Origin of the sequence: Naasia lichenicola, assembly GCF_004801885.1 — a bacterium.
Taxonomy (GTDB): domain Bacteria; phylum Actinomycetota; class Actinomycetes; order Actinomycetales; family Microbacteriaceae; genus Naasia; species Naasia lichenicola.
The window spans coordinates 189,977-212,109 of record NZ_SSSM01000004.1; the positions used below are offsets into that span (position 1 = coordinate 189,977).

The 22,133-nt window shown below is 67.8% G+C and carries 10 protein-coding genes; 8 read left to right on the top strand and 2 right to left on the bottom strand.

Annotated elements, in window-relative coordinates; all coding sequences use genetic code 11:
* The first annotated feature begins 153 nt into the window (after positions 1-153).
* A complete protein-coding gene (locus E6C64_RS09145) occupies positions 154-963 on the top strand; it encodes a hypothetical protein (RefSeq protein ID WP_136427149.1) in 810 nt (269 codons plus the stop codon).
* A gap of 97 nt (positions 964-1,060) precedes the next feature.
* Here the strand turns inward: E6C64_RS09145 and E6C64_RS09150 are convergent, their stop codons facing one another.
* The gene (locus tag E6C64_RS09150) at positions 1,061-2,002 is read right to left on the bottom strand and encodes a right-handed parallel beta-helix repeat-containing protein (protein WP_136427206.1); all 942 of its coding nucleotides are present in this window, start codon (positions 2,000-2,002) and stop codon (positions 1,061-1,063) included.
* A 360-nt stretch (positions 2,003-2,362) separates the two neighbouring features.
* On the opposite strand from E6C64_RS09150, the gene E6C64_RS09155 reads away from it, so the two are divergent.
* The 7 genes from E6C64_RS09155 to E6C64_RS09185 all read left to right on the top strand — a co-directional run bounded on the left by E6C64_RS09155 (position 2,363) and on the right by E6C64_RS09185 (position 20,945).
* Positions 2,363-3,835: a right-handed parallel beta-helix repeat-containing protein gene (locus E6C64_RS09155; RefSeq protein WP_136427207.1), complete on the top strand. Its 1,473-nt coding sequence runs from the start codon at positions 2,363-2,365 to the stop codon at positions 3,833-3,835.
* Between the two features lie 119 nt (positions 3,836-3,954).
* The gene (locus E6C64_RS09160; protein WP_136427208.1) at positions 3,955-4,638 is read left to right on the top strand and encodes a hypothetical protein; all 684 of its coding nucleotides are present in this window, start codon (positions 3,955-3,957) and stop codon (positions 4,636-4,638) included.
* Positions 4,639-4,853: 215 nt separating this feature from the next.
* Complete coding sequence (locus E6C64_RS09165; protein ID WP_136427209.1) at positions 4,854-9,227, top strand: PKD domain-containing protein; 4,374 nt, start codon at positions 4,854-4,856, stop codon at positions 9,225-9,227.
* A gap of 239 nt (positions 9,228-9,466) precedes the next feature.
* Positions 9,467-13,906 carry a beta strand repeat-containing protein gene (locus tag E6C64_RS09170; protein WP_136427210.1) on the top strand — a complete coding sequence of 1,480 codons (4,440 nt, stop codon included), beginning with the start codon at positions 9,467-9,469 and terminating at the stop codon, positions 13,904-13,906.
* 251 nt (positions 13,907-14,157) lie between these two features.
* Positions 14,158-17,403: a LamG-like jellyroll fold domain-containing protein gene (locus tag E6C64_RS09175; protein ID WP_136427211.1), complete on the top strand. Its 3,246-nt coding sequence runs from the start codon at positions 14,158-14,160 to the stop codon at positions 17,401-17,403.
* Between the two features lie 142 nt (positions 17,404-17,545).
* Complete coding sequence (locus tag E6C64_RS09180) at positions 17,546-18,487, top strand: glycosyltransferase family 2 protein (protein ID WP_136427212.1); 942 nt, start codon at positions 17,546-17,548, stop codon at positions 18,485-18,487.
* A 181-nt stretch (positions 18,488-18,668) separates the two neighbouring features.
* Positions 18,669-20,945 (top strand): hypothetical protein, encoded by a 2,277-nt coding sequence (locus tag E6C64_RS09185; RefSeq protein WP_136427213.1) that lies wholly within the window; start codon positions 18,669-18,671, stop codon positions 20,943-20,945.
* Positions 20,946-21,038: 93 nt separating this feature from the next.
* Here E6C64_RS09185 and E6C64_RS09190 read toward each other — a convergent pair whose 3' ends face one another.
* Positions 21,039-22,124 (bottom strand): glycosyltransferase family 4 protein, encoded by a 1,086-nt coding sequence (locus E6C64_RS09190; RefSeq protein ID WP_136427214.1) that lies wholly within the window; start codon positions 22,122-22,124, stop codon positions 21,039-21,041.
* Positions 22,125-22,133: the final 9 nt, after the last annotated feature.

The following is a 22,133-nucleotide window of genomic DNA, read 5'->3' on the forward strand; positions in this document are numbered from 1 at the left end:
ATACTCACGCAACGAAACGTCTCCTAGGGTCCTTCTTGACCAGCCCCTCGACCACCCGAAACGAGAGACATCGTGGCCACCCCTACACACCTGTCTGCAACATCCATTCGCCCTCCTCGTCGCTGGAATCTCCTCGCAGCCGCTGCGGCCATCTTGGCTCTGGCATTCGCGGTCGTCCCGGGTCAGCCCGCTCATGCAGCTGCCAGCGCGAGCACTACCGGCGTCCCTTCCGGAACCAGCCTCACGACCGTCTACGGCGACATCAGGGTCACGACCGCCGGCACGGTGATCAGCGGCAAGGACATCCACGGCCGGGTGATCATCAAGGCAGCCAACGTGACCATCAAGAATTCCATCGTGCGGGGCACCGATGCCGGAGGCAAGTACGGACTCGTCGACAACATGGGCAACTACTCCGGCCTCAAAGTGATCGATACCGAGATCGTCGCGACGAAGCCGAACTGGACGGTCAACGGCATCATGGGGTCGAACTTCTCACTCCAGCGCGTGGAGATCCACAACACGGTGGACCAGGTGAGCATCACCGGGAGCAACGTGTCCATCACGGACTCGTGGCTGCACGGCAGCCTCTGGTACAGCTACGACGCCGATCACTCAGACGGGTCGCACAACGACAACATCGAGATCACCGGCGGAAGCAACATCGCGCTCAGCGGAAACACCTTCGCCGACGCTGACAACGCGGCACTCATGGTCACCCAGGACCGCGCCAAGGTCTCGAATCTGACGGTCTCGGGCAACAGGATCAGCGGCGGCGACTGCTCGATCAACGTGTCCGAAAAGGGCAAGGGCGCCATCCTCGGCTTCTCGGTGAAGAGCAACACCTTCGCCGCCGACACCACGATCAAGCACTGCGCGATCGTCGCTCCGACCACCACCAAGATCAGCCTCTCCGGCAACACCTTCCTCGACGGGTTCCTCGTCTCGGTCCTCAAGGGCTGATCCGGCTGCTGCCCGATTCGTGCAGCCCCCCCCCCCCCACACGCGGAATGCCCCGCCGACGTCGGTCGGCGGGGCATTCCGCGTGTCGCGAGCGCGGCTAGCCGCGCTTGACGAAGTTCGCCGACGAGCCGTCGGGGTAGGTGTTGCCCGAGATCGCGACGGTGGTCGTATTGGGCACGATGACCTGGCAGTTGGGGATCGTGGTGTTCCCCGTGAAGACGTTGTCCATGACCGAGATGCCCTGGATCGGGCCGAGGTCCTTCTCCGAGAAGTTCAGGCTGCACCAGCCGCCGCTCACGTGATTGCCCGTGAAGGAGACGTTCTTGATGATGCCCCGCAGCTGGCTGAGCTGCAGGTTGGCGTTGTCCTGCCCGCTCATGTAGTTGTCCTTGACGACCAGGTTCTCGACGACGAACACCTCGATGTTGTCGTCGTGGCTCGGGCCGTTCTCGTGGGTCGGGTCGACGAGGTAATGCAGGTTGTCGTGGAACCAGTTGCCCTCGATGAGCACGTTCGGTCCGGTGATGTCGACCTGGTCGATCACCTCGTGGACGTTCGAGCCTCGCAGGGTGAAGTTGTAGCCCATGATGCCGTTGACGTAGAGCGACGAGACGGTGGGCACGATCTCCACGTTCTCCACGACGAGGTTGGCGAAGCCGTCACGAGCATCGATCATGCCGTGCTTGCTGCCGCTGTCGGCGCCGCGGATGATCGAGTTGCGGATGGTCACGTTCTCCGCCTTGACGATGATCCGCCCGTGCAGGTCGAGCCCCTCGACGACCGTGCCGGCCTTCGTGATCTTGAGGTCGTGGTACACCGGCTTGAGGTATATCCCGGATGGCACACCTGCGCCGTTCGGATTCTCGAGCATCGTGTCCTCCGGGGCGGGAGTCGACTCGACCGTCGAGCTGGGCGCAGGCGCAGCGGCCGCGCCGATGCCGTCGCCACCGGGCCCGCCGGTCGCGGTGTGGTTCGCGGCGATGACGCCGATGATCCCCACGACTACCGCGACGACGACGGCGAGCGCACCGAAGGTCAACCAGCCTCGAAGCAGCCGGCGTGAGCGACGGCGACGAGCCGAGCGAGGCTCGCGCCACGAGGTCGAACGAGGGTGTGCGACATTGCTGGGGTTGCTGGTCATCACTGGCTTTCGGGTGGTCGCGCACGACGACTGCACGGTCGCGACAAGACGGTGGTCGGGGTCGACCGGCCGCGGAACGGGTATCCCACAGCGCTGATGCACGGCGTGTCGGCGCCGCACGGTCACTTTACGCGCGCCGAGAAGCGATGAGCACTCCCTCTTTAGAGGGACGAATCCACAGCTTCATCTGGGCAAACCCTTGCTTCCCGCACGCGAGTGGTACCTTTGCCGCCCAGCCCGCCCCTACCCAAGGCACTCATGATCACCACGGCGCCTGCGCGCCGCTCCCGATGGCGCCCACTCATCGGCGGTCTGGCTGCGGCAGTCCTGGTGGCGACCATCACTGGTGTGATACTCGGGAACGTCAGCCCAGGCGAACCCGGAACCATCACCCTGTGCGGTGTCAGCGAGTGCGTCGCCACCCCGGTGGCTGCCGACGGCTCCCCCGCGTCCGACTCCACGTTCGCCCTGGTGGGGATGGAACCCGACCGCGGGCGGCTGACCGTCAGCAACGAAGGTGCGATCGGGGCGACTGCCCTCCGCATATTGGGCTTCTTCGACTCGGCGGACCCGAGCCGAGAGTCGGCCGCGTTCACTCCGGCCGACCCCAGTCTTCATCTGCGCTATCCCTTGGCGAGTGGGCAAGCGGTCTCCTTCTCCCTGCCACTCGTGCCATCGAACGCACGATCCGTGCTCGTCGAACTCGGCGGCCCGTCGCCCGATGGGCCGCCGATGGATGGCGGCGCCATCACAGAGGCTCCGTGCGCCCGGCTCGACTCGACCGGGTGCCGGATAGCCTCGATCCGCGTGACGGCAGCAGGCGAAGCGGACGAGGGTCAGGTGCAGGCAGCTCTTGAGGCGCACGCGGTCACGCATTCCCCGAGTTCTGCACCGGGAGATCCGGCGGTGTCGGCGGTGTCCGCGGCACTCGCCCGCGATGCGCTCCATCAGCTCGCGGTGGAGGGGCGCCCCGTACCGCGCTCCGTCGGAGTGCCTTCAGGAACCGCCCTCACCCGAGTCGACGGCGACATCAGGGTGACTCAGGCTGGAACCGTTCTGGACAAGCTGGACATCCACGGACGCGTCATCGTGGAGGCGCCCGACGTGACGATCATCGACTCCATCGTCCGCGGTCGAGACGAGGGAAGCCGCTACGGGCTCGTAAATGCGTTAGCCGGCCAACCCGGACTCCGGATCATCGACAGCGAGATCGTGGCCACCGTCGGCAACTACACGGTGAACGGCATCATGGGCTACAACTTCGAGCTGACCCGGGTGGACATCCATGGGGTGGTGGATAACGTCCACGTCACTGGCGGCGATGTGGTGATCGCCGACTCCTACTTGCACGGCAACCTGCACTACGCCGACGACCCCACCCACGCCGACGGCTCTCACGACGACAACATCCAGATCCAGACCGGCGACAACATCCTCATCACGGGCAACCGGATGCGCGACGCCCATAACGCCGCAGTGCAGATCACCCAGGATCAGGGTCCCGTGTCCAACGTCACCATCGCCGGCAACGACATCGACAACGGCGGCTGCTCCATCAACATCTCGGAGAAGGGCAGAGGCGCGATCGTCGGCCTGACGATCACCGACAACAGGTTCGGCCTCAATATGACCGTGTCTCGCTGTGGTGTCGTCGGCCCGCCGAGCACCGTCATCGATCTCAGCCGCAACACCTTCACCGACGGCTCGGTAGTGAGCGTCCTCCGCGGATGAGAGTGTCCTCATCGGTCAACTTCCAGAAGCGTCCCCCTGTAAAGGGGAGTGCCCACGGAAATTCCAGGAGGTTAGAGTTGCGCTCCGGAGACTGACCAACCCCAGCAAGGACCCGAGACGTGAGCACCGAACCGACGCCCGAGACCGCGCCCGACCAGCCAGCTCGGCGGCGCTGGATCGTCCCTGCTGCGATCGCCGCCGTGGTACTCGTCGTGGTGATCATCCTCGTGGCCGTCTTCTCCCCGAAGAACGCGGGCACCGTCACTCCCACGGACTCTCCGTCCACAAGCGCTTCGCCGTCCACTTCGGCTACTCCGACCTCGACCCCAAGCGCATCGGCCACGCCCACCACGCCTGCGACACCGCAGCCGACCTCGGGAACTCCGATCGAGGGCGAGCCCGGCGAGGAGGTGGAGGTCCCGATCACGGACACCCCCACCGTGGCTCAGGGAATCAGCACCTCTCTCGCTTCCATCAGCGCGGTCCAGGGCGTCGGCGACGAGCCGGGCGAGATCGCCGGCCCTGCGATCAAGTTCACCGTGAACATCATCAACAACACGTCGTCGGCAGTCTCACTGCGCGATGTGGTGGTCAACGTCGACTACGGCACTGACCGCACTCCCGCCTCCGAGCTGAACGACAGCGATGCCCCGGGATTCCCGTCGGAGGTCGCCGCCGGCCAGACGGCCGCGGGCACCTTCATCTTCACCGTGCCGGAAGACCAGCGCGACATCGTGCGCATCTCCCTCTTCTACTCCGTCGACACTCCCGTCGTCGTGTTCTCGGGCGCCGCGCCCCGCTAGAGGGATCGGCGGTACCGCGCGCTGGGGCTCCTGCATGGAGCTCCAGCGCGTTTCGGCTTTCCTCCGACGGTGCAGCACTGTCCTTCTAACAGAGATGTGACCCCTCCTGGTCGCACCCACTCTGGGGAATGTCCCCCATATGGCGGACCTCCTACCTTTGATCTGTCGGCGAGCGCCCTACTCACCCGACGCCCACCCGAATCAAAGGCCTACCCATGCCCACGCTCTTCTCTGCGCGCACCCGTGCTCTCGCACTCGCCGCCACGGCCCTCGTAGCCCTCGGCAGCCTCAGCGCCCTACCCGCCTTCGCGGATACGGTCCCACTGTCCGGCACGGCCGAGACAGTCTCGACCGATCCACTGCCCACCGTGCAGATCGACGGAATCGTCTGGTCGCAGGTCATCATCGGCAACACGGTCTATGCGGGCGGAAGCTTCACCAGCGCGCGCCCGGCAGGCGCCGCTTCCGGCGTCAACGAGACTCCGCGGACGAGCCTGCTCGCCTACAACCTGACGACGGGTGCGCTCATCACGAGCTTCAACCCGGTCCTCAACGGCAACGTCTACTCCCTCGCCGCGTCCCCCGATGGCAGCACCCTCTACGTGGGCGGCAACTACACCACCGTCAACGGGGTCAAGCGCAACCGCATCGCCGCGTTCAACGTCTCGACCGGTACCCTGATCGGCGCGTTCGCGCCCTCCATGAACGCCAGCGTCTATGCGATCAAGGCCACTTCATCCGTCGTGTACCTCGGCGGCAACTTCACCACCGCCGCCGGCATCAGCCGCAGCCGCGCCGCGGCCGTCACCGCGGGCACCGGCGCTCTCCTCCCCTTCGCCCCGGTCGTCGCGGGGGGCACCGTGCGCGGGATCGCCGTCTCCCCGGATGAGACCAAGGTCGTCGTAGCCGGACAGTTCACCACCGTCAACGGCTCCGGCAACCCCGGGTACGGCATGGCCGCCGTCGACGCCGCGACCGGCTTGACCTTCCTGCCCTGGGCTGCGGCCGGCACCGTGCGCAACGGCGGCGCGAACGCCGCGATCTACAGTCTCACCTCGGACACGACAGGTGTGTACGGCAGTGGATACACCTTCGGCACCGGCGGGAACCTCGAGGGGTCGTTCCGGGCCGATTGGGCCACCGGGTCCGTCGTGTGGGTCGAGAGCTGCCTTGGAGACAGCTACTCGGTGTCCATCAACTCGACGACCATGTACCTCGCTGGCCACCCGCATAACTGCTCGACCGCCGGCGGCTTCCCACAGACCACGCCCGACTGGACCTGGCAGCGCGGCATGGCGTGGTCGAAGGACGCATCCTCCAACAAGAACACCGGCACCTGGGCGGCCCAGAACGTGCCCAACCTCCTCAACTGGTGGCCCGACTTCAACACGGGCACAGTCAGCGGCGCCAACCAGGGTCCCTGGAGCACGGCGGCGAACGACCAGTACGCCGTGTACGGCGGCGAGTTCACAAGGGTCAACGAGACCGCGCAGCAGGGCCTCGTCCGGTTCGCCGTCAGGAGCATCGCACCCGACCTCGATGGCCCTCGCCTCAGCGGAAGCTCTTTCGTGGCCACCGCGACCTCCATCGCCTCGGGCGCCGTCAAGCTCAGCTGGCTCGCCAACTACGACCGCGACAACCAGTACCTCACCTACTCCGTGATCCGCGACGGCGTCACCGCCTCGCCGATCTACACGACCACTGCGGCAAGCCGCATCTGGTGGGACCGGCCGACCATGGGCTACCTCGACACCGGACTCACCCCCGGCAGCACCCACACCTACCGGCTCAAGGCCACCGACCCCTACGGCAACACCGCCCTCGGCGACGCGGTCACCGTCACCGTCTCCGGTGCCGGAGCATCACTGAGCGCCTACGCCGCCACCGTCCTCAACGACGGAGCCAGCTCGTTCTGGCGCCTCGACCAGACCGCCGGCAGCACCACCGTCGCTGACCTCGCCGGCAACTCCCCCGCAGTCGCGTCGGCCGGCGTGACCGCCGGCACCACGGGCGCCATCGCCGGAGATGCGGACACCGCCTCGACCTTCTCGGGTACGAGCACCGGCCTCGCCTCCACCCAGACGGCTGTTGCAGGACCCAACACGTTCACCATCGAGGCCTGGTTCAAGTCGACGAGCACGACGGGCGGAAAGATCGTCGGGTTCGGCAATTCGAAGACCGGCACATCGGGCAGCTATGACCGCCACATCTACCTGACCGCAGACGGAAAGGTCAACTTCGGCGTCTACCCCGGCGCCCAGAAGGTCGTCACCAGCCCGACGTCCTACAACAACGGCCAGTGGCACCAGGTCGTCGCCACGCTCAGCTCGACCGGCATGACCCTGTCGGTCGACGGCGTGCAGGTCGGATCGCGCATCGACGCCACTTCGGCAGAGGCCTACAACGGCTACTGGCGCATCGGCGGCGACACGGCTTGGGCTGGCGCAGCGTTCCTCGCCGGTTCCATCGACGATGTCTCGATCTATCCGACCGCGCTCGCCGCAGCGACTATCGCGCAGCACTACCAGGTGGCCAAGAACGCCGCCGCTCTCAACATCGCGCCGACGTCGTCGTTCACTTCGACCACGACGGGCATGTCCATCACGGTGGACGGCAGCGGATCCACGGACACAGACGGCACCATCGCGAGCTACGCCTGGGCCTTCGGCGACGGGACCTCTTCGACTGGGGCCACCGCCAGCCACACCTACGCCGCCCCCGGCAACTACTCCGTCACCCTGACGGTGACCGATAGCAAGGGCGCCACCGGTGCGAGCTCGAAGATAGTGTCCGTCGTCGCGCCGAATCTCGCTCCGGTCGCCGCGTTCACCACCTCGGCCACGAACCTCAGCCTGGTCGCCAACGGCACCGCTTCCACCGACGTGGACGGAAGCGTCGCGAGCTACGCCTGGAGCTTCGGCGACGGAGGCGTCGGCACGAACGCGTCTGCGAACCACACCTACGCCGCGGCAGGCACCTACACGGTGACGCTCACGGTCACCGACGACAAGGGCGCCACCAATTCGGCCTCGAAGAGCATCTCAGTGACGTCGGCCGCCGCGGCCTACGCCACAGATTCCTTCGATCGCACGGTGACCAGTGGGCTCGGTTCGGCCGAGACCGGTGGCGCCTGGACCACCTCGGGCGGCGCGGCCAGCTTCGCCGTCGGAAGCAGCGCGGCATCGGTGACGACCCCCGCTGGCAGCACCCGCTATGGCTACCTCGCCGGCGTCTCTGCCGCCGACACCGAGGTGCGCGGCACCGCGTCGTTCGCACTGCCGAGCGCCGGCAGCGTCTACGCCGGACTGATCGCACGCCGGGTCGCGGCCGAGGACTACCGTGCCCGCGCCGTTGTCGCAGCCACCGGAACGGTTCAGCTTCAGTTGCTGCGCACGGCCACCACGCTCGCAACCGCGAACATCGCTGGTCTCAGCTACGCCTCGGGCGACCAGCTGCAGTTCCGCGTGCAGGCGTTCGGCACCGCACCCACCACCATCCGCGCCAAGGTCTGGAAGGTCGGAACCGCGGAGCCCGCCGACTGGCAGGTCACCGTCACGGACTCTACCGCTGCGCTGCAGTCAGCCGGATCCATCGGTGTCTACAGCTATGTCAGCGCCAGCGCCAACTCAGGCGCGGTCGTCGCATTCGACAGCCTGTGGTCCGGCTCGACCTCGTCGTCGCCTGTCGTGCCCATCGTCAACGTGGCACCCACCGCCGTCCTCACCTCGTCGTCCTCGGCGCTCCTCGCCTCGTTCGACGGCTCGGGCTCCGCCGATTCCGACGGATCGGTCACCTCCTTCGCATGGAGCTTCGGCGACGGCACCACGGCGACTGGAGCCACCACGACCCACACCTATGCGGCGGCCGGCACATACACCGTGAGCCTCACCGTGACCGACAACTCGGGTGCGACCGGCGTGGAGACGGGCAGCATCTCCGTGTCGACCGTCGCCGCCCCCACCAGTCTCGCGAGCGATGCGTTCACCCGCACGGTAACTGGAAGCTGGGGCACCTCGACTCTCGGAGGGGCATGGACGAGCAGCAGCGGCACGGCGTCCTACTACTCCGTCGACGGCTCGACGGGGCGACTCACGACCACCGCAGCCGCCAAGACCGCGGAGGCCTACCTGACCGGCGTCACCACCACCTCAGCCGACGTCTCCACGACGGTCTCACTCAGCCAGCCGAACACCGGCGCCAGCGTGTTCGCCTCCGTCATCGGCCGGCGGATCGGAACCGACGACTACCGGGCCCGAGTGGTGGTCGCCGCGGGCGGCGCGGTGTCGATCCAGCTGCAGCGCAGCGGGACGACGCTCACCACCGTCGCGGTCTCCGGCCTCACGTACATGGCGGGCGACAAGCTCCAGGTGCGTCTCCAGGTCACCGGCACCAACCCCACCACCATACGGGCCAAGGTCTGGAAGTCCGGCGGCACGGAGCCGATCGAATGGTCGGCCAGCGCTACCGACAGCACGGCCCTCCTGCAGGCGGCAGGACACACAGGCCTCGGAATGTACGTCGGGAGCGGACTCACATCGCTGCCCCTCTCGATCGCATTCGACGAATATCTAGTCACCGCTGTGCAGTAGCCATCCACTTCGGATCGGCCGAGAAGGCCGGGATGATCGACAGATCAGCCCGGCCTTCTTGGTGCTTCCGATCACGCTATGGACCTGCAATCGGCCGTGCGCACTACACCATCCATCTGGTGTTCACCCGGAATTCACCCCCTTAGGGGGGTATGTGCAGAGCAAACTCCCTGTTTACACTGCCCCTACGGCGTGTTACCCGAACGCGCCGTCATACCCGACTCAGAGGCCTTCCCCCGATGCCACTCTCCTTCTCTGCGCGCCTGCGCGCCCTGGCGGCGACCACCGCCGTACTAGTCACCGCAGGAGTGCTCTTCGGAGCTCCTCCCGCACAGGCCGACACCGCCCCTGACGCAGGTGTGATCCCCACAGTCAGCTCCGACGTGCTGCCCACCGTGCAGATCGACGGAATCATCTGGTCGACGGTCATCGTCGGCAACACCGTCTACGCAGGAGGCAGCTTCGCGAACGCTCGACCCGCAGGCAACGCCGCCGGCGTGGGCAACATCGCGCGGTCCAACCTCCTCGCCTTCAATCTTCAGACGGGCGCGCTCATCACGAGCTTCAACCCGACCGTCAACGGCACGGTGAACTCGGTCGCAGCGTCGCCCGACGGATCTCGCCTCTACATCGGCGGTGCATTCACGACGGTGAACGGGGTGACGCGCAACCGCGTCGCCGCCTTCGACACCGCAACGGGCAGCCTGGTCACCGCCTTCGCCCCATCGTTCAACGCCACCGTGCAGGCCGTCACCGCTACCAACAGCACCGTCTTCGTCGGTGGAAGCTTCACTGCGGTCGGCGGAACGACGCGCACGCGAGTCGCAGCAGTCTCCGCCTCCAGCGGAGCGCTGACCGCATTCAACGCGTCTGCCGACGCGCAGGTCCTCGCCCTCGCACTTTCACCTGACGGCGGCAAGCTCGTCATCGGCGGCCACTTCACCACGCTCAACGGGTCGAACAACCCCGGCCTCGGGATGGGCGCCGTGAATACCACGACCGGCGCCAGCGTGGCTTGGAACGTCAACTCCCTCATCCGTCAAGGTGGAGCCAACGGCGCCATCTACAGCCTGAAGTCCGACAGCACAGGTGTCTACGGCACCGCCTACTTCTTCCCCGTGAGCGGACAGACCCTCGAGGGTGCGTTCCACGCCGAGTGGAACAACGGCAACCTGCTGTGGCTCGAGAGCTGCTCAGGCGACAGCTACGACGTCGCCGTCAACTCCACGACCATGTACCTGGCCGGCCACCCGCACGACTGCTCCAGCGTGCCGAGCGGCTTCCCTGACACCAACCCCCGTCAGTACCACCGTGGCATGGCCTGGAACAAGAACGCCACCGGCGCAGTGACCGTCGGCGGAGCCTTCCCGGGCCAGCCCACCTCGACGATCCTCGACTGGTGGCCCGACTTCAACACCGGCACCGTGTCAGGTTCCAGTCAGGGCCCGTGGTCGATCGCCGCCAACGACAACTACGTCGTCTACGCCGGTGAGTTCACCCGCGTGAACAATGTCGTCCAGCAGGGCATCGTTCGCTTCGCCACACCGGCGATCGCACCGAACACCGATGGCCCGCGCCTCAGCGGCTCGAGCTACGTGCCGAGCCTGACACCGGGAACGGCCTCAGGATCGGTCGACATCAAGATCCAGACGAACTGGGACCGCGACAACAAGAACCTGACCTACCAGTTCTACCGGGACGGTTCGACCACCACTCCGATCTACACGGTAACCGCGGCATCACGCGCCAACTTCGACCGGCCGATCCTCTCCTTCACCGACACGGGCCTCGTAGCAGGCAGCTCGCACAGCTATCGTGTGCGGGTCACCGACCCCAAGGGCAACACCGTCATCGGCAACAGCGTGACGATCAACGCCTCCGCGGCCGGCTCGGTCAGCAGCTACGCGACCGCGGTCAAGAACGACGGCGCAAGCCTCTACTACCGCCTCGGCGACTCGAGCGGAACGGCGATCACCGACTGGGCGGGCGCCAACAACGGCACCGCAGCGGCGGGCGTGACCCTCGGACAGGCCGGCGCGATCGGCGGCGACACCACGACGGCAGCCCGCTTCTCAGGCACCGACACGGGCTACGTCGCCGCAACGACCTCCACGGCGGGCACCGCGGCCTACTCCACGGAGGCATGGTTCCGAACCAGCAGCACGACCGGAGGCATCCTGTACGACGCCAGCTCGTCCAACACCGCTACAGCGTCCGGCACCCGACAGGTTTCGCTCGACGCGGCGGGCCACGTGCTCTTCGCGGCCAGCAGCCCCGGCTTCGGCACCACCGGAGTCACCTTGACGACGACAGGGACGTTCAACAACAACGCGTGGCACCATGTGGTCGCCACGGTCGGCGGAGCGGGGGCGACCCTCTACGTCGACGGGAATGTGGTTGCGCAGAACACCACCGTCGTGAACGCCGGGACCAACGGCGGGTTCTGGAAGGTCGGCGGCGACGGAGTGCGCGCGGCAGGAGCTCCTGGAACGCCGGCAACCTTCACGCCGACGTACCTCGCGGCGACGATCGATGAGTTCGCCCTGTACCCGACCGCCCTCACCGCCACCCAGGTCGCACAGCACTACACGCTGTCCGGCCGCTCGGTGACCGGTGGCGGCAATGTCGCGCCGACCGCGAACTTCACCAGCACCGCCAGCGGTCTGGCCGTCGCATTCAACGCGAGCACCTCGACGGACACGGACGGAACGATCAGCTCGTACGCGTGGACCTTCGGCGACAGCACCAGCGGCACCGGTGTCAGCCCGAACCACACCTACGCGGCCGCCGGCTCGTACGCCGTGACCCTGACCGTGACGGACAACGCGGGAGCGACGGCGGTGAAGACCGCCCAGGTGGTCGTCTCCACGACGCCCACCAACGCGGCACCCGTCGCATCGTTCACCTCCTCGGTGTCGGACCTGACCACCTCGGTCACCTCGACGTCGACGGACTCGGACGGCACGATCGCCCAGTACGCCTACACCTTCGGTGACGGCGGAACGGCGAGCACGGCGAACGCGAGCCACACGTACGCAGCGGCGGGCACCTATCCGGTCACCCTCACCGTGACCGACAACGCGGGTTCCACCGGCACGACCACGAGCAACGTGACCGTGACGGCTGCTCCCACCGGCGGCACCACCTACGCGACCGACACCTTCGGTCGCACCGTGACCGGTGGGCTCGGCACCGCCGAGGTCGGTGGCGCATGGACCCTCGGAAGCTCGGCGACCAACTACGCGGTCAACGGATCCACGGCCCGGATCACGGTCCCCGCCGGTTCGACCCGCCTCGCGTACCTGGCCGGCGTCTCGTCGACCGACACCGACATGCAGGCCACAGCCAGCGTCACCCGCCCCACTTCGGGAAGCGTGTACGCCGGAGTGATCGCACGGCGCGTCGGAACGGCCGACTACCGGGCACGTGCCGTTGTCGCAGCGGCCGGAACCGTGACCCTGCAGGTGCTCCGGACGGACACCACCCTCTCGACGGTCTCGGTCTCCGGACTGTCTGTCGCGACCGGTGACCAGCTGCGCATCCGCGTCCAGGCCGTCGGCATCAGTCCGACGACTCTGCGGGCCAAGGTCTGGAAGGTCGGCGCGACCGAGCCCACCGCCTGGCAGGTCACGACGACCGACTCGACCGCGAATCTGCAGTCGAACGGCTACGTCGGGCTCTACGGCTACTACAGCTCGAGCGCCCAGCCCACCAGCACGGTGATCAGCTTCGACAACGTCTCCGCGACCGCGTCCAGCACAGTCGTCACCCCGCCGGCCGGAAACGTGGCGCCCGTCGCCTCCTTCACCAGCTCGGCGAGCGACCTCGCGGTGAACTTCACCTCCACGTCGACCGACTCCGACGGCACCATCTCGTCCTCCGCCTGGAACTTCGGTGACAGCGCCACGGCGACCGGCGCCACCACGAGTCACACCTACGCGACTGCGGGCACCTACCCGGTGGCGCTGACGGTCACCGACAACGGCGGTCTCACCAACACGAGAACGGTGAACGTGACCGTCACCGCGGGCACCACGCCCCCGGCGGCCGGCGTCATCGCATCGGACGACTTCGCTCGCAGCACCAGCGCGAACTGGGGCACCGCGACGCTGGGTGGCGCATGGACCAACAGCAGCTCGACCAGCGCGAGCTACTCGACCGACGGCAGCGTCGGACGCCTCAACTCGCTCACGGCGAGCAAGACGCTCGAGGTCTACCTGCAGGGAGTCACCAGCACGAGCGTCGACGTGCAGTCGACCATCGCGCTCGATCCGGCCAACGCCGGAGGCAGCGTCTTCGCCTCGGTCATCGGCCGTCGCGTCGGAACGGCCGACTACCGCGCACGTGCGGTCGTCGCCTCCGGTGGAGCGGTCACGCTGCAGCTGCAGCGCTCGGGCACCTCGATCGTCAGCTCCGCGATCAGCGGCCTGACCTACAACGCCGGCGACCAGCTCACCGTGCGTCTGCAGGTCGTGGGCACCGGGACCACGACCCTGCGCGCCAAGGTGTGGAAAGTCGGCACGACGGAGCCCACCGCCTGGCAGGCGACCACGACCGACACGACGGCGGCCCTGCAGGTCGCCGGCTACACCGGTCTGGGCAGCTACGTCGGCAGCGGCATCACTACGTTGCCGCAGGCAGTGAGCTTCGACAATTTCACGGTGACCACCGTCCAGTAGTCCATACAGCAGGCAGGGCCGGCACTCCGTCGAACTCGGCGGGGTGTCGGCCCTTTCTCGCATCCGGGCCGCTCACCACCCCGCGTCGATGAGATCTGCTCCACAACTGGAGCGGACCCTTCGGTCTCCCCCCTACTGGGGGCATAGGCCACGGCGCGATGATCTGCCTACAATTCGACTCGACCCTTCACCCAGGTCAGCGCTGCGCCCACCCCACCGCGGCTCCCACCCGATCTTCCGAGGCTCCCCCCATGCCCCTTGCCCTGACCACGCGCCTGCGCGCCGTCGCCGTCTCCGCCGTGCTGCTCACGACAGCGGGCCTGCTGACGGCCATGCCCGCCCAGGCGGACACATCGCCGGTATCCGGCACTCCCGAGACGGTGTCGACCGACCCGCTCCCGACCGTGCAGATCGACGGCATCGTCTGGTCGCAGGTCATCGTGGGCAACACGGTCTACGTCGGAGGTCAGTTCGCCAACGCACGGCCGGCCGGCAACGCGGTGGGCGTGGGCAACATCGCCCGCTCGAATCTCCTCGCCTACAACCTCAGCACCGGCGTGCTGATCGCGAGCTTCGCGCCCACCCTGAACGGCCAGGTGAACTCGCTGTCCGCGAGCCCTGACGGCACCCGCCTCTACGTCGGCGGAACCTTCACCACTGTCAACGGCGTCACGCGCAACCGGGTCGCGGCCTTCACCGTGGCGACCGGTGCCCTGGTCACGTCGTGGGCGCCCTCCTTCAACAGCGCGGTCGACGTCGTGAAGGCGACCAACAGCACCGTCTACGTCGGCGGCAACTTCACTGCCGTCGGCGGGACCAGCCGCACGCGTGCCGCCTCGGTGTCGGCGACGACCGGCGCGGTCACCACCTTCGCCCCTGTCGCCGAGGGTGGACGGGTGCGAGGCATCGCGGTCTCGCCCGACGCCACGAAGGTCGTCCTCGCCGGATCGTTCACGACACTCAACAGCTCGGGCAACCCCGGATACGGCATGGGCGAGGTCACTGCGACGACCGGATCCTCTCTGGCCTGGGCTGTGAACACCAAGGTCCGCAATGCGGGTGCCAACAGCGCCATCTACAGCCTGACCTCCGACGACACCGCGGTGTACGGGACCGGCTACACCTTCGGCACCGGGGGCAACCTCGAGGGCGCCTTCCGCGCCGAATGGTCGACAGGAGCCCTGACCTGGGCCGACAGCTGCCTCGGCGACACCTACTCCCTCGCTCTGACCTCGAGCATCGCCTACGTCGCAGGGCACCATCACGACTGCTCCACCGAAGGCGGCTTCCCGCAGACCAGCCCCGACTGGAGCTACCAGCGCGGAATGGCATATGCCAAGGTCGGCGCCGGCGCCGTCAGCACAGGGACGAAGTGGGCGGGCGTTGCCGCACCCACAGCCCTCAACTGGTGGCCCGACTTCAACACGGGCACCGTCTCGGGCCAGGGCCAAGGGCCGTGGAGCGTAGCGGCGAACGAGCAGTACGTGGTCTACGGCGGCGAGTTCACCAAGGTGAACAACGGGGCCCAGCAGGGCCTCGTCCGCTTCGCCGTGAAGTCGATCGCGCCGAACGACGACGGACCCCGCCTCAGCGGGTCGAGCTACCTGCCGACGGCCGTCTCCTACGCTTCCGGGACCGTCAAGGTCAACTGGCGCGCCAACTACGACCGTGACAACGAGCTGCTCACCTACGAGCTGCTTCGCGACGGCAACACGACCACCCCGATCTACACGACCACCGCCAGCTCGAAGAACTGGTATCTGCGCCCCAACCTCACGTTCACGGACACCGGCCTCACCGCAGGCAGCACCCACACCTACAAGGTGCGCGTGACCGACCCCTTCGGCAACGTCGCGACCGGCAACAGCGTCTCGGTCACCGCTGCTGCGTCCGGATCGCTGAGCAGCTACGCGACGACGATCCTCAACGACTCCCCCACGTCGTACTGGCGGCTCGGAGAGTCGACGACCACCGTCGCCGACCTCGCCGGCACGAACAACGCCGTCGCCACCTCGACGGTCACCCGCTCGCAGGCAGGCGCTCTCGCCAATGACACCGACACTGCTGCTCGGTTCTCCGGCAGCTCGAGCAGCTACGTCTCCACTCAGACAGCGGTGCTCCCGCCGAACACCGTGTCGGTCGAGGCCTGGTTCAAGACGACTGCCTCCACCCGCGGCAAGATCGTCGGCTTCGGAAACGTCGCGTCGGGAAGCTCGACCAACAACTACGACCGAGACATCACCATCGACTCGTCGGGCCGACTGAGCTTCGGCGTGCGATCCGGAACCGCGACCGTGTCGGTGAGCTCGTCTGCCAGCGGCTACAACAACGGCGCGTGGCACCATGCAGTCGCCACCGTCGGAAGCGCGGGCATCAAGCTCTACGTCGACGGCGTGCAGGTCGCGAGCCGCACCGACGCGACCGCCGCATGGTGGACCTACCCCGGCTACTGGCGCATCGGCGGCGACACCGCCTCGGCGGGATCGAGTTACTTCAACGGCACTGTCGACGACGTGGCCGTGTACAGCTCGGCGCTGACCGCTGCACAGGTCTCCAGCCACTACACCGCGGGGAAGACGGGAACCGGCACGACATCGAACGCCGCTCCGACCGCATCCTTCACCTCCTCAGCGACCGGCCTCGCGCTGTCGGTCGACGGTTCGGCGTCCAGGGACGCCGACGGGACGATCGCCTCGTACGCCTGGTCGTTCGGCGACGGATCCACGGCGACGGGAGCGACGGCGTCACACACCTACGCCTCGGCCGGTGCCTACACCGTGATCCTCACGGCGAAGGACGACAAGGGCGCCACAGGAACGTCGACGCGCTCGATCTCCGTGAGCACCACGACGACACCCCCCGCGACGGGAACGGTGGCGAACGATGACTTCACCCGAACCGTCTCCGGCGGGCTCGGAGCTGCGGTCATCGGCGGCGCATGGACGAACAGCAGCTCCACCTCCACCGTCTACTCGGTGGACGGGGCGAGCGGCCGCCTGAGCACTGCGGCAGCCGGCAAGACCTACGAGTCCTACCTGACCGGAGCCACCAGCTCGTCCGTCGACGTGACGAGCACGGTGGCGTTCAGCGCGGTCCCCGTCGGCGGGAGCGCATTCGCGTCGGTGATCGCCCGCCGGGTCGGCACAGTCGACTACCGTGCACGAGCCGTCGTCGCTGCGGGTGGAGCGGTGAGCCTGCAGCTCCAGGCGAGCGGCAGCACGCTCACCAGCGTCGCGGTCTCCGGACTCTCGTACGCCGTGGGCGACCGGCTCCAGGTGCGGGTGCAGGCGACGGGCACATCCCCGACCACCCTGCGCGCGAAGGTCTGGAAGGTGGGAAGCACCGAGCCGGCTGCCTGGCAGCTCACCACCACCGACGCGACTGCCGCCCTTCAGGGGACGGGATACCTCGGACTGGGCAGCTACGTCGGCAGCGCCGTCACGACGCTTCCGGTCACCGTGTCCTTCGACGACTACCTGGCGACGACGGTCCAGTAGGCACTGGCGCGCAGCGGTCGGCCCGCTCCCCACAACGGGGAGTGGGCCGACCGTCGTCGCATTCGTAGACTCGACGGACAGGTATCGCGGCCTGACGTCGGCACGCCGCCTTCGTCGCGTGAGCCACCGACCCCCGGGAATCATGACTCAAGCGCCCGACAGCAGCCACCCACTGACCGTGGTCGTGGCCGCACTGACCTACAAGCGTCCGCACGACCTCGACGAGCTCCTCCCGCAGCTGGTCCGTCAGGCCGAGGCGAGCGCCGACGAGGTGCGCGTCCTCATCGTGGACAACGACCCGGACGCCGGAGCCCGAACGCAGATCGCCGGCTTCGGGCGCGCGGTGCTCTACCAGCATGCCGCCGAGCCGGGAATCGCGGCGGCCCGCAACGTCGCCCTCGATTCGGCCGGCGACGCGGACCTGCTGATCTTCATCGACGACGACGAACGTCCCGTCGACGACTGGCTGGCACTGCTCCTCGACGCCTATCGCCGGTACGGCACCGCCGGCATCGTGGGGCCGGTCATCTCGTCATTCGAGAGCGCCCCCGAGCCGTGGATCACAGCCGGTCGGTTCTTCGATCGGCGACGGCTCCCAACCGGCACCCCAATCGACATCGCCGCCACCAATAATCTGCTGCTCGATCTTCGCGTGATCAACCGGCTCGGGCTCCGCTTCGACGTGAGGTTCGGCATCACGGGCGGTTCGGACACCCTGTTCTCACGGCAGCTGCGCGCGGCAGGCGAGCAGATGACCTGGTGCGACGAGGCGATCGTGACGGACGTCGTGCCGACCTCGCGCTCGACGCGGACCTGGGTGCTCCAGCGCGCGTACCGCAGCGGCAACTCCTGGATCGCGACATCGCTCGCGATGCACCCCACCCGCATGGGTCGGCTGCGGGTGCGGGTGGACCTCGGCTCACGTGGACTCCTGCGAGCTGCTGCCGGCGCCCTGCTCGCCGCGGCGGGCTACGCTTCGCGGCGCGCGCAGTGGCAAGCCCGCGGGCGACGCACACTCGCGCGTGGACGCGGTCTGCTGGCGGGCGCGCTCGGAACCGTGTACGCGGAGTACAAGCGGTCCTGAGCCGTCGTATCGGGCCTCTCGCCATCGCCTGCCGAGGCACTCGGCGATCGAATCGGCACGCGATCAGGCCTTCCGCATTCGGCCCCCGAACGGGGTATGAGCCGCCCGCCGAATTGGAACATAGAATCCAGCCAGCGTCCTACCCCCCTACGGGGCGCACTCGATTCTCGAAGGCTCACCCATGCCCCTCTCCGCCCGCACCCGCCTGCGCGCGATCGCCCTGCTGACCGCTTGCCTGGTAGCCGCCGGTCTCGCCGTCGCCCTGCCCGCTCAGGCCGACACGTCCCCCGCCTCCGGCGTCCCCGCGACCGTGTCGAGCGACCCGCTGCCCACCGCACAGGTTGACGGCGTGGTCTGGTCGACGGCCATCGCTGGCAGCACTGTCTACGCCGGTGGGGACTTCGACTACGCCCGGCCGGCCGGCGCTGCGCTCGGCTCCAACCAGTCGCGCCGCTACAACCTGATGGCCTTCAGTCTGAGCACCGGCGTCATGACCAGCTTCGCTCCCAACGTCAACGGAGCCGTCCTGTCGGTGGCGGTGTCCCCCGACGGATCCACGCTCTACATCGCCGGGTCATTCACCCAGGTCAACGGCTCGACACGCAATCGCGTCGCGGCCTTCAGCACCTCGAACGGCTCGCTGAAGAGCTGGGCGCCGTCGGTCAATGCGAAAGTCAGCGCGATCAAGGCGACCAACTCCACCGTCTTCATCGGTGGATCGTTCACCTCGGTAGCAGGGTCGAGCCGGGCTCGGGTCGCCGGTGTCTCCGCATCCAGCGGCGCGGTGACTGGACTGAACGCCAATGTCCAGGGCGGATCCGTTCTGGCCCTCGTCGTATCTCCCGACGCCTCGAAGGTCGTCATCGGCGGACACTTCACCTCGATCAACGGGTCGAACAACCCGGGCTACGGCATGGGCGCCATCAACGCGTCCACCGGCGCAACGATGAGCTGGTCGGTCAACAGCACGATCCGTCAGGCGGGTGACAACCAGGCCATCTACAGCCTGACCTCCGACAGCACGAGCGTCTACGGAACGGCCTACATCTACCCGTTCGGCGGCAAGACACTCGAAGGCGCCTTCCGGGCCGAATGGTCCACCGGAAGCCTCACCTGGATCGAGAGCTGCAACGGCGACAGCTACTCCGTGGCAGTCAACTCGACGGTCGCCTACATCGCCGGACATCCGCACGACTGCGACACCAACGGCGGCTGGTCCGATCAGAACCCGCGCGTCTATCAGCGAGCGATGGCCTGGTCCAAGGCCACTGGCAGCTCCCCGAATACGGGAACCTGGAGCGGCGTCGCAGCGCCCACGATGCTGAACTGGTGGCCAGCCTTCAACACGGGGACCGCCACGGGCCAGAACCAGGGACCGTGGAACATCACGGCGACTGACACCTACGTGGTCTACGCCGGCGAGTTCACGCGAGTGAACAGCACCAATCAGCAGGGACTGGTGCGCTTCGCGCCTGCGTCGATCGCACCCAACGACGACGGTCCCCGCGTCAGCGGATCCGACTTCGTGCCGACGCTCACGTCGCCGACCGCCGGCCAGGTGCGCGTCGCATGGACATCCAATTACGACCGAGACAACGAGTTCCTCACCTACGAGGTCATCCGCGATGGCGCCACCGTCTCGTCGACGACCGGCGCTTCCCGGAACTGGTGGCGCCGACCGGCCCTGTCCTTCACGGACACGGGACTCAGCTCCGGTTCTCACATCTACCGACTGCGCGCGACCGATCCATTCGGCAACAGCGTCACCGGTGACACCGTCTCGATCACCGTCGCCGGCGCAACCGGGGGCGGAGGCGGCGGAGGCACCACCCCCACCGGTTCCAGCGCGACCGACACATTCAATCGGAGCGCCACGGGGAGCTGGGGCAACGCCACCAGCGGCGGCGCATGGACGTCGAGCTCGGGAACGACGGGCTACTACTCGGTCGCCGATCAGGGCAAGCTGACCCTTCCCGCCAGCAAGACGGCCGAGGCCTATCTGACCGGCGTGACGAGCAGCAACGCGAACGTCAGCGCGCAGGTCAGCTTCAGCGCGGTGCCGCAGGGCAGCAGCGCCTACGCCTCCGTCATCGGCCGCCGGATCGGCACGGATGACTACCGTGCCCGGGCTGTCGTCGGCAGCGACGGATCGGTGAATCTGCAGCTCCAGCGCAGCGGCAGCACCATCGCCTCGCAGATCGTCGCAGGGCTCTCCGTGAGCGCGAACACCCAGTACCAGATCCGCCTGCAGGTGACGGGGACCGCCCCCACCACCATCCGCGCGAAGATCTGGCGGGCCGGTACGAGTGAGCCCTCGAGCTGGACGGTGACGACCACCGATGCGACGGCGGCGCTGCAGAATGCTGGACACACCGGGCTCGGCGGCTACCTCGGCAGCAGCACTACGAACGGACCGATCGTCATCTCCTTCGACGACTTCGCCCTCAGCACCCCCTGACCCGGGGCTCGGCATGGAGCGGCCCCGTCACCCCGTCGAAGCGGTGTGACGGGACCGGTCCGTGCCGGAGGGCTCGGCGCCGACAGCGGCGGATCAGCCGCCGGCCGCCCAGACCGATGCGAACTCGGCGGCATAGCGCGAGGGAGCGTAGCGGTGCAGGTAGGCCTCGCGGGCGTTCCGACCTCGCTCGAGAGCGTCGTCGCGGCCGACGGAGGAGAGCACCGCAGCGAGCGCCGATACGTCGCGCAGCGGGTAGAGCCAGCCGGTCTCGCCGTCCCCGACGATGTCGGCGAGGCCGCCGCCGTCGCTGCCGATGACCGGCCGAGACCGGCAGAACGCTTCGATGGCCACGAGGCCGAACGGCTCCGGCTGATCGGAGGGAACGATCATGACGTCCACGTCATCGAGATAGGGGCGCACGGACGCGACCTCGCCTCCGATGGTGACCGAGCCGCCGATGCCCAGGTCGCGGACCAGTGCCGGGACATCCACCGCTGCGCCGATGGGCGGCGGTCCGCCCAGGATGGTGAGGTGCCCGGGTTCGCCGGCTGCCCTCCACGCGTTGAGCAGCGTCTCGTGACCCTTCCACGCGTTCCATCGACTTGCGACGACGTACCTCAGCGGGCCATCGACCTCCGAGCGATCGACGATGGGCTCGGCCGAATCGGGGACAGCGTTCGCAATGACCCGCGCGCGCCGGCGGACCGGAGCGCTGAGAGATACGCGCACCGGCTCGGAGATGCAGACCACGTCCGAGACGGAACGCGCCAGCGCCGCCAGGATCCTGCCCTCGGTGCCCGCCCAGATCTCCTGCGCATGCAGAACGGTGCGCTGGAATCCCGCGAGCCGGGCGACGGGCGCGGCCAGCAGCAGCGCTGACGTCGCGACGTACACCATGTCGGGGCGGGCGCGGCGGAGCTGTCCGCGCAGCGCCGCCGCGCGGGACAGCATGCCGATCAGCGGCAGGGGACGCAGATAGCGGCGCCGAAGCACGGGAAGCGCTCTCACGGTCCAGTCGACGCCGCGCGCAGTGAGCTCCGCGGGCAGGCCATCAGCAAGGAACGGCACGTCGTCTGGCAGCCAGACCTCCGCCGTCCATCCCTCGGGGAGGGTGTCGATGACGTTCAGCAGCATCCGGTCGGAACCGTAGAGCTCGATCGATGAGTGGAGGAAGACCACTCGCCTCCC

Coding starts and splice junctions, on each gene's coding strand:
- E6C64_RS09165 (WP_136427209.1), top strand. CDS start 4,854: ATGCCCACGCTCTTCTCTGCGCGCACCCGTGCTCTCGCACTCGCCGCC.
- E6C64_RS09185 (WP_136427213.1), top strand. CDS start 18,669: ATGCCCCTCTCCGCCCGCACCCGCCTGCGCGCGATCGCCCTGCTGACC.
- E6C64_RS09170 (WP_136427210.1), top strand. CDS start 9,467: ATGCCACTCTCCTTCTCTGCGCGCCTGCGCGCCCTGGCGGCGACCACC.
- E6C64_RS09180 (WP_136427212.1), top strand. CDS start 17,546: ATGACTCAAGCGCCCGACAGCAGCCACCCACTGACCGTGGTCGTGGCC.
- E6C64_RS09175 (WP_136427211.1), top strand. CDS start 14,158: ATGCCCCTTGCCCTGACCACGCGCCTGCGCGCCGTCGCCGTCTCCGCC.
- E6C64_RS09155 (WP_136427207.1), top strand. CDS start 2,363: ATGATCACCACGGCGCCTGCGCGCCGCTCCCGATGGCGCCCACTCATC.